This is a genomic window from Aeromonas jandaei, from assembly GCF_037890695.1.
In the GTDB taxonomy this organism is placed as follows: domain Bacteria; phylum Pseudomonadota; class Gammaproteobacteria; order Enterobacterales; family Aeromonadaceae; genus Aeromonas; species Aeromonas jandaei.
This window is the reverse complement of sequence record NZ_CP149571.1, coordinates 2,425,119-2,438,479: the sequence shown is the minus strand read 5'-3', so window position 1 is coordinate 2,438,479 and position 13,361 is coordinate 2,425,119. Positions and strand designations below refer to the sequence as shown.

Genomic DNA, 13,361 nt, shown 5'->3' with positions numbered 1-13,361 from the left:
GCTGTTCTTCTTTATTAGAGTGCGTTTTGTACGGCCTTGGCCAATTCATCCGGTTGGAACTTGGCGATAAAATTGTTGGCCCCCACTTTCTGCACCATTGCCTGGTTGAATACTCCACTGAGGGATGTGTGCAGAATAACATGCAAGTCTTTGAGATTGGGATTATTGCGGATCTCGGCAGTGAAGGTGTAACCATCCATCTCCGGCATTTCGATATCCGAAATGACGAGGGCAATCTGCTCCTTGATAGGACCATTCTTGGTCATCTCAAGCAGCATGTTCAATGCTTCACGACCATCTTTTGCCAATACACACTCAACCCCGATTGCCTCAAGTGCGCGCTGAACCTGTTTACGAGCAACCGATGAGTCATCGGCTACCAGCACAGGGCGTCCGAGAGTGGGGTGCTCGACACTCGCTTCAACCAGCTCCTGACTAACCTCGGTGGAGACCGGAGAGATCTCGTTGAGAATGCGTTCAACGTCGAGAATTTCAACCAACTCACCGTCCACTTCGGTAACCGCCGTCATGTAGTTGATACGGCCTGCGCCCTTCGGCGGCGGTAGAATTGATTCCCAGTTCATGTTGATGATGCGCTCGACCGAGTGGACCAAAAATCCCTGAATGGAGCGGTTGTACTCGGAGATAATAATGAAGCACTTGCTCAGGTCTTCAATGGGACGTTTGCCCATCGCCATGCTCAGGTCAATAACCGAAATAGTCTGACCCCGAATGTGCGCTACCCCGCGAATGCAGGAGTTCAACTTGGGCATCACGGTCAAGGGAGGACACTGCAACACTTCACGCACTTTGAATACGTTGATGCCAAATCTTTGACGTCCATTGAGACGAAACAACAACAACTCCAGCCGGTTTTGCCCCACTAGCTGGGTACGTTGGTTGACCGAGTCCAGGATACTGGCCATAAACACTCCCTAAAAACGCTTGGCATTAATCATGCATGCGTGATGGATTGCGTCAGACTATCGATGTGACAACGAACAGATTCTGAAGCAATCATAGTTAAATATGGTGATATGCGTGAACAACTTATCGACCAACGAGCAAAAATGATTAACCGACTTTTACTCATCAGCCTCTTTTTTGGCAGCATCTCTTCCAGCCACGCCTCGGACGTCACCACCTATTTGCAAGAAAAAGCACAAGAGTTCGTGTTTAACCAGCTCGAGGTGCCATTAGATGCCAAGGCTGAAGTAACGGCGGCAACCCTTGATGAGCGACTTCCATTGACCCGCTGCGACGATCTATTGACCATCAGCTTACCTGGAAAAATGGAAATTCGCCGTAATACAACAGTTTACCTGAAATGTGAGGAAGACAAACCCTGGGATGTCTATCTTCCGGTACGAGTGAGCATCCAGAAGCCCTATGTAACGGTCAACGCTCCGATTGCCAAAGGCGACCTATTGAGTGAAAGCCAGCTGCAACTGGGTTATCAGGATCAGACGCTAATCCGCGGCGACTACCTGACCGACATGAGCATGCTGGTCGGCGTACGCAGCAAACGAGAAATCAAACCGGGGCAACCAATCCGTTTGAGTCAGGTATGTGTAGTATGCAAAGGTGATCAGGTCACTCTGACAGCCGAAAATAGCAGCTTCCAGATCAAAACCATGGCCCGAGCCTTGCAAGATGGCAGCTTCGGAGAGATCATCAAGCTTGTTAATATTCGCTCCGGAAAAACTGTCGAAGGAAAAGTCAGTGCAGTCGGTGCCGTAACGGTCGCTTTTTAAATGTCGGGTTTATCACCAACTTTTTTCTAAAGTTTTGACCTGCCGCACCGATAAACAGGTAAGCAAACCTTAAAGCAGACGAAGGTAACTCAAATGGCCATCAACAATATCAACAACTTGGCGAATAATCGGTTGCAAAACACCGTTAGCAGCCAGGGGACAGGCAACAAGTCAGTCACCTCTTCTTCGCCAGAGCCCGAAAATAAAGCGGCTGCAGTCAAGCTGGACTCCGTCTCCTTGACCAGCGAGGCCCAACAATTGCAAAAGATGCAGCAGAATCTCAATGCGGCCTCAACCGGCAACGAAAGTAAGGTCGAGCGGCTCAAGAAAGCCGTTGCCAGTGGCGAATATCAGGTGAACAGCGAAGCTGTGGCCAAGAAGATGTTCAGCTTTGAGACCAATCTGGACAAAGTTCTCGGATGATGGATCTGCCTTCGTTACTGCACACCCAGGATGAACACCTCAGCCAGATGCAAAGCATTCTGGAAGAGGAGTTCTCGTTGCTCGAAAAGCATCAGGCACTGGCCCTGCCCGAACTCACCGAGCGAAAACAGCTGCTGCTTGCTGAAATAGAGAGTCTGGATAAACAGCTGGCCCAATTGCCTGAGTTGGCTCAGCAACTGGCGGCTTATCCTGACGAGATGACCAGGATCCGGGAAAAACTGGATGCCTGTCAGGAACAAAATGACCTCAACGGTCGACTGCTGGAGCTCAGCATTGTCTCCAATCGCCGTCTGGCGAGCTTTTTAAGTCAGCTGCGCGATCGCAACAGCCTCACCTACGATGCCAAGGGCAATACCCGCTCAGGCACCCGCTCCTTCGGTATCAAGGCCTGACTCTCGACGAGTCAGGCCTTGCCACTTTCTGCAATCAATAAGACCTACAGCACCAGTCGCAGTAATTCTCGCCCGTCGACACAACTTTTGACGCTCAGGACTCCCGCCTCATAGCAGCCATAACTGGCTGGCAGTTCACCGCGTGGAAAACAGATGGAGCCCGGATTCATCAAGATCTGGTCTCCCTGCCGCTCCAGTACCGGAACATGACTGTGGCCGCTCAAAAATACACTGTCCGCAGGCAGTTGCACCTCATCGGGGCGGTAGAGATGACCGTGACTCATAAACCAGCGGCGCCCATCAACCAGTAGCTGGTTGTAAGGGGCTGTGATGGGAAACGCGAGCAGCATCTGATCCACTTCGGAATCGCAATTTCCCCGCACCGCCATGATATAGGGGGCCAGCTCGTTGAGGCGCTCGGCAACTGCAGCCGGGTTGTATCCTTCAGGCACGGGATTGCGCGGGCCGTGGTTGAGCAGATCGCCGAGCAACAGGTAGTGGTTGGGCTGCCAGGTGTCCAGCCGTGACAGCACCAGATCCAGAGCCGTGATGCTGCCGTGAATGTCGGAAATAATGGCAAGTTTCATTAGGTGCTCCTTACAGCGGGCCGAAATAGAGATCCTTGGTGGCAATCGTCCCTTTCAGATTCTGGCTGGGAAGCCCGTGCAAAGTGGGATCAACCAGTCGCATCTGGTTGTAATGATACACGGGGATGATGGGCGCCTCTTCCATCAGCAGCTGTTCGGCATGCTGATAGAGTGCAACCCTGCTCTTCTCATCCAGAGTGCTGGCCGCCTGTTCCAGCAACAGATCAAAATCGGGATTGCAGTAACCGCTTTCGTTGCGCAGATCCTGGCAGCGGAAACTGTTCAGCATGGCCGAGGGCTCGACGTAATCACCGAACAGAAAGCTTCTTGCCACCAGAAAATCACCGCTATCCTTGGCGACCTGATAGTTGTTCCACTCCAGATTGTTGAGCGTGACCTCAACCCCCAACTGACGCCACATACCGGCAATCAAGGTGGCTATCTTCTTGTGGGTATCAGCCGTGTTGTAGGTAATGCTCAGCCTAAGTGGATGAGCACTGCTGTAACCGGCTGCGGTCAGCAATGCAACGGCCCTGGCCTGGCGGGTCATCTGGTCTTCCAGTGCAACAGGGAGAGAGAGGTGGGAGTAACCCGGCATATCGGGCACCAGAGACCAGGCGGCCAGTTCCTCCTGGCCGATCACCGACTTGGCCAACTGATAGCGGTCGATGGCCATGGAGAGTGCCTGGCGCACCCGCACATCCTGCAGCTCGGGGCGGCGCATATTGAAGGTGTAGAGATAGGTGCCCAACAACGGCGATCCCCAGACTCGCAGCGGATCGCTCTGCTTCATCTTCTGGTAATAGTCGGGCGATACCCGGTTGGTCAGCTGTATCTCCCCCGCCTCATAACGCAAACGCTCGGCATGTTGTGAGGCGATGGGCAGATAGGTGACTCGCTGAATGCGGGTATGGCGATCATTCCAGTAATTGCTGTTGCGCTCCGCTTCAAGCCGCTCGTTGGTCACCCGGTTTGCCAAGCGATAGGCACCATTGCTCACCAGCTTGCCGGGCTCGGTTCACTGCTTGCCAAAACGGGCGATCGCCTGCTGATTGACCGGCACGAATGGCAGCTGGCTGATGAGCTGCAGGAAATAGGGAACCGGTCGCTCCAGAGTAACCTTCAGGATCTGCTCGCTCTGCGCCTCGACCCCGAGATTGGCGGGCTCCAGCGCACCGGCATAGATGGACTGGGCATTGTTGATCCCGGCAGTCAGCAGCAAGGTCGCCGAGGGGGAACCGAGGGCAGGATCAAGCAGCCGGCGCCAGGCGTAGACAAAGTCATCGGCAACCAGCGGATCTCCATTGGACCACTTCAACTGGGGGCGCAGGAAAAACCGCCACTCGAGGCCATCTTCGCTCACTTCCCAACGCGCAGCCTGGGCAGGCACGATACGTCCCTGGCCATCCTCGCTAACCAGACCTTCAAAGAGATCCACCAACACCTCCTCACCGGGAAAACCGCTGCGCATCAGCGCCGGATCCAGAGAGTCGGGTTCACCGCCATTACCCTTGACCAACACCTGCCGATCCGACAAGCGGGGCGCCATCTCCACCGTAGTGGCGTATGCCGGCGGTAACGCCAGCACACCGAGTAAAAGCGGAGAAAGCCAGCGTTGCGCCAGCCGGGGGAAGAGACCATACCTCATGACAAAACCTCGAATAAAACCACTGCAGGAGGGGAAGGCCGACGGCGCGCCTGATGAATGCCTGATGCCGCCCTTGTTATCCCCGAAAACGCCCCGTATTGTATCGGGCTTGCCCCGGAGATGGAGTCTTTAGGGTTAATTTTTTCGGGAGTTTTTATGGGTTATGAGTGGCTGGCTCTCGCATCGGCCAGTTTATGGGCAGTTGCCGCCCTGATTTCGGTCAAACCAGCCCGCCATCTGGGCCCGTTTGCCTATAGCCGCTGGCGGATGTTTCTGGTCAGCCTGATGCTTGGCAGCATCAGTCTGCTGACTGGCGGCTGGCACACCCTCTCCGGCAGCGCCCTTCCCCTACTCGCCCTGTCCGGACTGATCGGTATCTTTATCGGCGATACCGCGCTCTACGCCTGTATGAACCGGCTCGGCCCGCGGCGCAGCGGCCTGCTCTTCTCCTGCCATGCCCTCTTCTCTGCCCTGCTCGGACTCTGGATCTTCAATGAACAGTTGACCGGCTCGCGACTGGCTGGCGCCCTGCTGGTCTTTGCCGGCGTCATGCTGGCCATCCTGTTTGGCCGGCGCAGCAGTGGCAGCGAATGGGAGCGGATACGGGGAAGTCTGGCTATCGGTGTGGCGCTTGGCCTCACCGCCGCCCTCTGTCAGAGTCTGGGCGCCATTATCGCCAAGCCGGTCATGATGAGCGGCAACGTCGATGCGGTGAGTGCATCGGGAGTCAGGATGGTCAGCGCCCTGCTGGCCCACTGCGCATTGCGGCTGACCGGATTGCCGCTGACCCGAGCATTTCGTCCCATCAACCGTCAAATCTTCGGCATGATCGCCATCAACGGCTTTCTGGCCATGGCGCTAGGGATGACGCTGATCCTGCTCGCATTGCGATATGGCGACGTGGGAATGGTGGCGATCCTCTCCTCCACCACGCCGGTGATCCTGCTGCCGCTCTTGTGGTGGCACTCGGGGGAACGGCCTTCGGCGGCGGCATGGTGCGGAACCCTGCTCGCCACGCTGGGCACAGTGCTGGTACTGGGTGCCAGCGGCCACTGACACCCGGGAGGATTTAGAAGAGAGCAATCTCGTCTGCGGTGAGTTCACGGTACTCGCCGGGTGCCAGATCTTCATCCAGCGCCAAGCCACCGACCTGCTCGCGGTGCAGACCCACCACCTTGTTGCCGATGGCGGCAAACATCCGCTTCACCTGATGGTACTTGCCCTCGTGGATGGTCAGACGCGCCTCGCACTCACCCAGTAACTCCAACTGGGCGGGACGAGTCTTCTCGGTTTCACTGCGCAACAGCACTCCTTCGGCAAAGAGGGCGATGGCATCCGGGCTCACCGGATCGGCCAGCCAGACGTGATAGGTCTTGGCACACTCGTGGCGGGGAGAAGTGATGCGATGGGACCACTGGCCATCATCGGTCACCAGCACCAGTCCGGTGGTGTCGAGGTCAAGGCGCCCCACCACGTGCAACTTGCCCATGGAGGGCTCATCCATCAGGAAGAAGACGGTCGGATGATCGGGATCCTCGTTGGAGCAGACATATCCCTCGGGTTTGTGCAGCATGAAGTAGCGATTGCGGCGATCCAGAGTGAGAGTGACGCCGTCGAACTCGATCTGGCTCTCTTCATTGATGTGAAACGCCGGCTGCTTGACCACGATGCCATCCACCATGACCTCACCCTGACGGATCAGTTTGCCAACGAGCGAACGGGTCAAATCGGAACAGTCGCACAGAAATTTATCAAGCCGCATTCACAACCTCGGAGTCCAAAAAGTAAAGGGGCAACATTATATCTGGCGGGGGCGACAACGCCACTGTTAACGGGCGGCCAATTGTGACGAAGTGGCCATCCAATGTTACACTGCGCTATGACCCATCACGGGCGATACTCATAATAATAAATCTCGGGAAGCCGCCATGAAGTCTCAAGCATCCTATCCTGTCATCCCCGTCAATCAGCTGAAACCCGGCATGTATGTCATCGCTATTGCCAGCCAGACCGGCGGAATGGAAATTGCCCAGATGGGGTTGGTCACCACTCAGGGACAAATTGCCAATCTGGTTCGTCAGGGTGTACTCACGGTGCGGATCGATCTCTCCCGCAGCAAGCTGGGTCATACCGAGAGCGAAGCGGTCGCGTCGCCCGAGCTTGGCAACGGCAGCGATCAGGCCAGACGCAGGGTCAGTGCCAACGGTGAGGGCAAGGAGCTCAAGATCCGCCGCCTCTATCAGGAAGCACGCGAGCTGCAAGGCAAGTTCATCAGCCATCTCAAGGCAGGCGAACCCATCGATATCACCCCGCTGGCCGAAGTCGCCGAAGAGATGGTAGACACCATGTTTACCCACGGCGACGCCATGCTCTGTCTGGCCCGCATCCGCGCCAAGGATGCCTACCTGATGGAGCACTCCATGAACGTCGCCATCCTGCTGGCCAACTTTGGCCGCTATCTGGGGCTGGAGCGCAGCGTGCTCAAGGAGCTGACGCTCGGGGGATTGCTGCACGATGTGGGCAAGATCATGACGCCCGACGAGGTGCTCAACAAACCGGGCAAGCTGACCGACGAGGAGTTCGCCATCATGCGCCAGCATGTGGTGCACAGCTACGAGATCTTGAGCAACACTCCCGGCATCACCCCCACCATGCTGGAAGTGGCGGCCAATCACCACGAGCGGCTCGATGGCACCGGTTATCCACAGCGGCTCAAAGGCGATCAGCTCTCGCTCTATACCCGCATGAGCGGCATTGTTGATGTCTATGATGCCATCACTGCAGATCGGGTCTACAAGGCGGGGATGCAACCGACCCAGGCGTTTCGCATCCTGCTCAAGGGGCTGCACAGTCACTTCGATGCCGAGCTGGTCACCAAGTTCATCAAATGCATGGGGGTCTATCCGGTGGGTACGCTGGTGCAGCTGTCAAACCAGCGGCTGGCCATTGTCATGCAGCGCAATCAGCAGGAGCCGCTCAAGCCGGTGGTCAAGGTGATCTATCACGCGACCCAGCGCCACTACCTTGATGTGCAGTGGCTGGATCTCGCCAAAAACGGGGTTCAGGAAACCATCGAGAACACGGTTGATCCCAAGGAGTTTGGCATCAATCTGGCCAACTTCGTCTAAATCCGCTCCATCTAGCCCGACTCGCCTTCTCGCTGCCGCTCGGCGCAATGCTGGATGAGAAACTCCTCATCCAGCGGCGACAAATCAAAACGGATACACGCCTCTTCGATGGCTCGAATATCGTGTTGATGGTGCTCGCTGAGCCAGCGCACGGCGCGGCGCAAATCTTCACCATGGGGCAGCAGGGAGTGGTCGCTCATGGGGCACCTCCGATCAGCCATCGACACCAGCCCGTCACGTCGGGCGCTCTCTTATAGCTTAGCCCTCTGCCACCCCGTCATCTTGCCTTCAATCAGGTTCAGGCAAATGCCTGCTGCCAATCCTGATCAAATTTCGCCAGCGCCGCGTCCACCGCCGGCACTCTCAGCAGCTGCTCGGCCACATCGAGCGGCAGAGTGATGGACTGGCAGCCCGCCAGCAGGCAGTCGAGCGCCTGGCGCGGCGTGCGGAACGACGCCGCCAGCACCTTGCTGCCCGGAACATGCAGCGCCAGCAGTTGCTGCAGCTCCTGCACGGTGGCGATGCCGTCGCCCCCCTGCGCATCCAGCCGGTTGACGTAGGGCGCCACGTATTCAGCCCCCGCTACCGCCGCCAGCCAACCCTGCAGCGGGGTATAGACCGCCGTCCCCAGCGTCGGCACCCCGTTGGCAGTCAGGGTCTTGATGGCTGCCAATCCCTCTTCACATACCGGGATCTTGATCACCAGATCGCGGTCCAGTTCACGCAGGGCAAACGCCTCGCGCACCATCTCGGTCTCGGTCTTGGCCATCACTTGGGCAAACAGCCGTGCCTTGGGCCCAAGCACCTCCCGCAAGGCGGGCAGCAACTCGGTCAGCGGCATGCCGCCTGCCGCAGCAATGGACGGATTGGTGGTAACGCCAGCCAGCGGCAGGATCCGTGACCAGCGGCGCACCGCAGCCACATCGGCAGTATCGAGATAAAGCTCCATCTCTGACTCCTTAAAGGGATGTTCAATCTGTCGCCATTTTAGCCAGATAACATCCGCAATTTAGTTGATCAAAATCAAATCAACTTTTGAACGAAAGCAAATAGAATGCAAATACAAAAGGAGGCGGTATGATTTTCGACCTGCAACGCTATTCAACTCACGATGGCCCCGGCATTCGCACCCTGGTATTTCTCAAGGGGTGCTCGCTGGCCTGTCGCTGGTGTCAAAACCCGGAAAGCCGCTCTCCCAAGCCGGACATACTACTCGACCGGCGCCAATGCATCGAGGGATGCCGGCTCTGCAGCGATGCCTGTCCGGCAATCTTGCGTGACAGCCAGGGTGTCCAGCTCGCCCGCTCAACCCTCGGCAATCAGGATGTGGAACGGCTGCGCGGCCTCTGCCCCAGCGAAGCGCTGCAGGTATGCGGCCGGGAGGAGAGTCTGGATCCCCTGATGACCACCATCTTGCGGGATCGCCCCTTCTTCGAGCGCAGCGGCGGCGGAGTCACCCTCTCTGGTGGCGAGCCGTTTATGCAGCCCGAATTTGCTGCCGATCTGCTGGCCCGCTGCAAGGCCGAGGGGCTGCATACCGCAGTGGAAAGTTGCCTGCACGTGCCCTGGCACCAGATTGAGCCAAGCCTCCCCCATCTCGACCTGCTGCTGGCAGATCTCAAGCATGTGGATGAAGTGCGCTTCTTCGACTGGACCCGCGGCAAGGTCGCCCTGCCTCTAGCCAACCTCAAGCGTCTGGCCGAGCGCGGCGTGGCCATGCAGATCCGGGTGCCGCTCATCCCCGGCTTCAATGCCGACCATGCATCCATAGAGGCCATTACCCAAGCTGCCGCCAGCCTTGGCACTGTGCAGGAGATCCACTTTCTCCCCTACCACACCTTGGGCGCAGGCAAATACGCCCTGCTCGACCAACCCTATCAGGCCCCCCTGCTGCCACTCGATGACCCGGCACTGCTCGCCTTTGCCCATGAGTGTGCCCGTGCGCAGGGGCTGACCCCGCTCACCCGGGGCTAGCAACACCCCATGACATCAGCCACTCACGGCCCAATGACCAGAGGATAAGACCATGACCCAGCTCGACCTCACTACCCTGCCCCCGCGGATCCGTGCCCACAAGGAGAGCCTGATCCACATCGTCCAACCGCCGGTCTGCACCGAGCGCGCCCGTCACTACACCGAGGCCTATCAGGCCCATCTGGCCCGGCCGCTGCCGGTGCGCCGCGCCCTGGCGCTGGCCCACCACCTCAAGGAGCGCACCATCTGGATCAAGCACGACGAGCTCATCGTCGGCAACCAGGCCAGTCAGGTGCGGGCGGCGCCGCTCTTTCCCGAATACACGGTGGGCTGGATCGAGAAGGAGATCGACGAGCTGGCCGACCGCCCCGGCGCCGGTTTTGCGGTGAGCATGAGAGACAAGCAGATCATCCACACCCTCACCCCCTTCTGGCGCGGCCAGACGGTGCAGGATCGCTGCTACGGCCTCTTTACCGATGAACAGAAGGGGCTGCTGGAGAGCGGCATCATCAAGGCCGAGGGCAACATGACCTCGGGGGATGCTCACCTCGCGGTCAATTACGAGCAGCTGCTTGCCCTCGGTCTCGATGGCCTCAAGGCCAAGGTAGCCGAGCGGCGTGGTCGGCTCGATCTGGCTGACTGGGCCGACCTGCAACGCGAGCAGTTTTTGCAAGCCGTCGCTATCACCTTCGATGCCGTCAGCCTGCACATCGAACGCTACGCCGCGCTGGCCCGCGACATGGCAGCACAGGAATCGCGCCCCGAGCGCCGCAGTGAACTTGAGACCATAGCGCTCAACTGCGCCCACATCGCCCACCAGCCTCCAGAGACCTTCTGGCAGGCGCTGCAGCTCTGCTACTTCATCCAGCTCATCCTGCAGATCGAGTCCAACGGCCACTCGGTGTCGTTTGGCCGAATGGATCAGTACCTCTACCCCTGGTATCGCCGCGAGGTGGAATTGTCGGAATCCCTGCCGCGCACACGCGCCATCGAACTGCTGCAAGGGTGCTGGCTCAAGCTGCTGGAGGTGAACAAGATCCGCTCTGGCACCCACTCCAAAGCATCTGCCGGCAGCCCGCTCTATCAGAACGTCACCATCGGCGGCCAGAACTGGCTGGATGGCAAGGCCCATGACGCAGTCAACGGTCTCTCCTACGCGATTCTGGAGTCCTGTGGCCAGTTGCGCTCGACCCAGCCCAACCTCTCGGTGCGCTACCACGCCGGCATGAGCGAAGATTTTCTCGACGCCTGCATTCAGGTGATCCGCTGCGGCTTTGGCATGCCCGCCTTCAACAACGACGAGGTGGTGATCCCCGAGTTCATCAAGCTCGGCGTAAGTGAGGAGGATGCCCACCACTACGCCGCCATCGGCTGCATCGAAACCGCAGTGCCCGGCAAGTGGGGCTATCGCTGCACCGGCATGAGCTTCATCAACTTCGCCCGCATCCTGCTGGCGGCGCTCGATGGCGGCCGCGATGCCACCACCGGCAAGGTCTTTTTGCCTCAGTCCCAGTCGCTGCGGGACGGCACGTTCGGCCACTTCGACGAGGTGATGGCCCGCTGGGACGAGCAGGTGCGCTACTTCACCCGCAAATCCATCGAGATCGATTGTGTGGTCGACAGCGTGCTAGAGGCTCAGGCCCACGACATCCTCTGCAGCGCCCTGGTGGATGACTGCATCGAACGTGGCAAAACCATCAAGCAGGGGGGCGCCGTCTATGACTGGGTCTCCGGCCTGCAGGTGGGGATCGCCAACCTGGGCAACAGTCTGGCGGCGCTGAAGAAACTGGTGTTCGAGCAGGGGGTCGTAGACCAGAGTGAGCTGGCCGAAGCGCTCGAGCAGGATTTTGCCGGGGTCAAAGGCGAGCAACTGCGTATGCGCCTCACCAATGCCGCCCCCAAATATGGCAACGATCTGGACGAGGTAGACATGCTGCTGGTACAGGCCTACCAGAGCTACATCGACGAACTCAAGGGGCTGCACAACACCCGTTTCGGACGCGGCCCCATCGGCGGCACCTACTATGCGGGCACCTCCTCCATCTCGGCCAACGTGCCCTTCGGTGCGGCCACCATGGCCACCCCGGATGGCCGCCACGCCCGCACGCCGCTGGCGGAAGGGGCCAGCCCCTCATCGGGTTCGGATCGTCTCGGCCCCACGGCGGTGTTCAACTCCCTTGGCAAGCTGCCCACGGCGGCCATCCTCGGCGGCGTGCTGCTCAACCAGAAGCTGAGCCCGGCCAGCCTTGAAAACGAGCGGGACAAGGCCAAGCTGATGAGCCTGCTGCGCACCTTCTTCGAGGTACACAAGGGGTGGCACGTGCAGTACAACATCGTCTCGCGGGAAACCCTGCTGGCGGCCAAGGCCCATCCCGATCAGTACCGGGATCTGGTGGTGCGGGTGGCGGGTTACTCGGCCTTCTTCACCGCCTTATCCCCCGATGCGCAAGATGATATCATCGCCCGAACCGAGCACAGTCTCTGACGGGCCCCACCAGGGGCAGCTGTGCCCCTTATATGACCGGCAAGCCACCCGAGCGGTGGCTTGCCGCTATCCACTGTCAACCAGCGAGGTCCCATGAACCCACGCCACCAACTGATCCTCACCCTGGTCCATCAGGCCCGCAAGATGAGCGTGAGCGAGCTATCCCAACGTACCGGGGTCTCGGAGGTGACGGTGCGCAACGACCTGACCGCTCTCGAAAAGCAGGGGCTGCTCAAGCGGGTGCACGGCTCGGCCATGGCGCTGGAGAGCGACGACCCCGATGCCAGGATGAACATCAACTACCTGCTCAAGGAGCGCCTCGCCGAGCGGGCCGCCCAGCTGGTGGAGGATGGCGAGACGGTCTTTATCGAGGGGGGCAGCGCCAACGCCCTGCTGGCCCGCCATCTGGCCCTGCACAAGCGGGTCACCATCATCACCATCAGCAGTTACATTGCCCACCTGCTGCGCGATACCCAGGCTCAGGTAGTGCTGCTCGGCGGCCTGTTCCAGCATCAGAGCGAGAGCGTGGTGGGGCCGCTGACCCGACTGTGCATCGAGCAGGTGCACTTCTCCAAGGCCTTCATCGGGGTGGATGGCTTTCATCCCGAGATGGGCTTCACCGGCCGCGACATGATGCGGGCCGACGTGGTCAACAGCGTGCTGGCCAAGGGGGTGACCAATGTGGTCATCACCGACAGCAGCAAGTTCGGCGCCATCCACCCGAGCCCGCTCGGTACACCGGGCCAGATCGGCGTGCTGGTCACCGACGACGCCCTGCCCGCCCCCATGCGGGCCACCCTGGCCGCGCGTGGCATCACGGTGCACTGCGTCGCCGCCTGAATCGCACCTTGCCCCCCGTTGCCGGGGTGCTCCACCACCTGACGGCTTGACGGCGCCCACCGAGGCTGGGGTATGCTCGTCCTCTTTTGGCCTCTCCCGGGCCACGAAC

General features: G+C 59.2%; 13 protein-coding genes and 1 pseudogene. 8 read left to right on the top strand and 6 right to left on the bottom strand.

The features are described from left to right. Positions 1-14 precede the first annotated feature (14 nt). Positions 15-926, bottom strand: a complete 912-nt coding sequence (locus WE862_RS11695; protein WP_033114353.1) for a chemotaxis protein CheV — start codon at positions 924-926, stop codon at positions 15-17. Between the two features lie 144 nt (positions 927-1,070). Between WE862_RS11695 and flgA the strand changes: the two genes are divergently transcribed. The 3 genes from flgA (at position 1,071) to WE862_RS11680 (ending at position 2,590) form a co-directional block, all read left to right on the top strand. Next, complete coding sequence (flgA, locus tag WE862_RS11690; protein WP_082035546.1) at positions 1,071-1,754, top strand: flagellar basal body P-ring formation chaperone FlgA; 684 nt, start codon at positions 1,071-1,073, stop codon at positions 1,752-1,754. A 93-nt stretch (positions 1,755-1,847) separates the two neighbouring features. After that, positions 1,848-2,177, top strand: a complete 330-nt coding sequence (gene flgM, locus WE862_RS11685; RefSeq protein ID WP_042033326.1) for a flagellar biosynthesis anti-sigma factor FlgM — start codon at positions 1,848-1,850, stop codon at positions 2,175-2,177. After that, a complete protein-coding gene (locus tag WE862_RS11680; protein WP_041209848.1) occupies positions 2,174-2,590 on the top strand; it encodes a flagella synthesis protein FlgN in 417 nt (138 codons plus the stop codon). The genes flgM and WE862_RS11680 overlap by 4 nt, the downstream gene beginning before the upstream one ends. Before the next feature lie 44 nt (positions 2,591-2,634). On the opposite strand, the gene yfcE is transcribed toward WE862_RS11680, so the two are convergent. After that, positions 2,635-3,177, bottom strand: coding sequence for a phosphodiesterase (gene yfcE / locus WE862_RS11675; protein ID WP_042033325.1), 543 nt, complete (start codon positions 3,175-3,177; stop codon positions 2,635-2,637). Between the two features lie 10 nt (positions 3,178-3,187). Beyond that, positions 3,188-4,825, bottom strand: a pseudogene (locus WE862_RS11670) (peptide ABC transporter substrate-binding protein). A 156-nt stretch (positions 4,826-4,981) separates the two neighbouring features. On the opposite strand from WE862_RS11670, the gene WE862_RS11665 reads away from it, so the two are divergent. Next, positions 4,982-5,881, top strand: coding sequence for a DMT family transporter (locus WE862_RS11665; protein WP_042033323.1), 900 nt, complete (start codon positions 4,982-4,984; stop codon positions 5,879-5,881). Between the two features lie 13 nt (positions 5,882-5,894). On the opposite strand, the gene rsuA is transcribed toward WE862_RS11665, so the two are convergent. Beyond that, positions 5,895-6,587: a 16S rRNA pseudouridine(516) synthase RsuA gene (gene rsuA, locus WE862_RS11660; protein WP_042033322.1), complete on the bottom strand. Its 693-nt coding sequence runs from the start codon at positions 6,585-6,587 to the stop codon at positions 5,895-5,897. 166 nt (positions 6,588-6,753) lie between these two features. On the opposite strand from rsuA, the gene WE862_RS11655 reads away from it, so the two are divergent. Beyond that, positions 6,754-7,953 (top strand): HD-GYP domain-containing protein, encoded by a 1,200-nt coding sequence (locus WE862_RS11655; protein ID WP_042033320.1) that lies wholly within the window; start codon positions 6,754-6,756, stop codon positions 7,951-7,953. Between the two features lie 11 nt (positions 7,954-7,964). Here the strand turns inward: WE862_RS11655 and WE862_RS11650 are convergent, their stop codons facing one another. Beyond that, positions 7,965-8,153, bottom strand: a complete 189-nt coding sequence (locus tag WE862_RS11650) for a hypothetical protein (RefSeq protein ID WP_042033319.1) — start codon at positions 8,151-8,153, stop codon at positions 7,965-7,967. Positions 8,154-8,251: 98 nt separating this feature from the next. After that, positions 8,252-8,902, bottom strand: coding sequence for a fructose-6-phosphate aldolase (fsa, locus tag WE862_RS11645; protein ID WP_042033318.1), 651 nt, complete (start codon positions 8,900-8,902; stop codon positions 8,252-8,254). A 128-nt stretch (positions 8,903-9,030) separates the two neighbouring features. On the opposite strand from fsa, the gene WE862_RS11640 reads away from it, so the two are divergent. The 3 genes from WE862_RS11640 to WE862_RS11630 all read left to right on the top strand — a co-directional run bounded on the left by WE862_RS11640 (position 9,031) and on the right by WE862_RS11630 (position 13,252). Continuing rightward, a complete protein-coding gene (locus tag WE862_RS11640; RefSeq protein ID WP_042033316.1) occupies positions 9,031-9,927 on the top strand; it encodes a glycyl-radical enzyme activating protein in 897 nt (298 codons plus the stop codon). Between the two features lie 52 nt (positions 9,928-9,979). Continuing rightward, positions 9,980-12,412, top strand: coding sequence for a formate C-acetyltransferase/glycerol dehydratase family glycyl radical enzyme (locus WE862_RS11635; protein ID WP_042033315.1), 2,433 nt, complete (start codon positions 9,980-9,982; stop codon positions 12,410-12,412). A gap of 93 nt (positions 12,413-12,505) precedes the next feature. Next, positions 12,506-13,252 carry a DNA-binding transcriptional regulator YciT gene (locus WE862_RS11630; protein WP_011706659.1) on the top strand — a complete coding sequence of 249 codons (747 nt, stop codon included), beginning with the start codon at positions 12,506-12,508 and terminating at the stop codon, positions 13,250-13,252. Positions 13,253-13,361: the final 109 nt, after the last annotated feature.

Excerpts from the sequence above, each read along its gene's own strand:
- rsuA (WP_042033322.1), bottom strand. The coding sequence starts at position 6,587 with ATGCGGCTTGATAAATTTCTGTGCGACTGTTCCGATTTGACCCGTTCG.
- yfcE (WP_042033325.1), bottom strand. The coding sequence starts at position 3,177 with ATGAAACTTGCCATTATTTCCGACATTCACGGCAGCATCACGGCTCTG.
- WE862_RS11695 (WP_033114353.1), bottom strand. The coding sequence starts at position 926 with ATGGCCAGTATCCTGGACTCGGTCAACCAACGTACCCAGCTAGTGGGG.
- WE862_RS11680 (WP_041209848.1), top strand. The coding sequence starts at position 2,174 with ATGATGGATCTGCCTTCGTTACTGCACACCCAGGATGAACACCTCAGC.
- WE862_RS11655 (WP_042033320.1), top strand. The coding sequence starts at position 6,754 with ATGAAGTCTCAAGCATCCTATCCTGTCATCCCCGTCAATCAGCTGAAA.
- WE862_RS11640 (WP_042033316.1), top strand. The coding sequence starts at position 9,031 with ATGATTTTCGACCTGCAACGCTATTCAACTCACGATGGCCCCGGCATT.
- WE862_RS11630 (WP_011706659.1), top strand. The coding sequence starts at position 12,506 with ATGAACCCACGCCACCAACTGATCCTCACCCTGGTCCATCAGGCCCGC.
- fsa (WP_042033318.1), bottom strand. The coding sequence starts at position 8,902 with ATGGAGCTTTATCTCGATACTGCCGATGTGGCTGCGGTGCGCCGCTGG.
- flgA (WP_082035546.1), top strand. The coding sequence starts at position 1,071 with ATGATTAACCGACTTTTACTCATCAGCCTCTTTTTTGGCAGCATCTCT.
- WE862_RS11665 (WP_042033323.1), top strand. The coding sequence starts at position 4,982 with ATGGGTTATGAGTGGCTGGCTCTCGCATCGGCCAGTTTATGGGCAGTT.
- WE862_RS11650 (WP_042033319.1), bottom strand. The coding sequence starts at position 8,153 with ATGAGCGACCACTCCCTGCTGCCCCATGGTGAAGATTTGCGCCGCGCC.
- flgM (WP_042033326.1), top strand. The coding sequence starts at position 1,848 with ATGGCCATCAACAATATCAACAACTTGGCGAATAATCGGTTGCAAAAC.
- WE862_RS11635 (WP_042033315.1), top strand. The coding sequence starts at position 9,980 with ATGACCCAGCTCGACCTCACTACCCTGCCCCCGCGGATCCGTGCCCAC.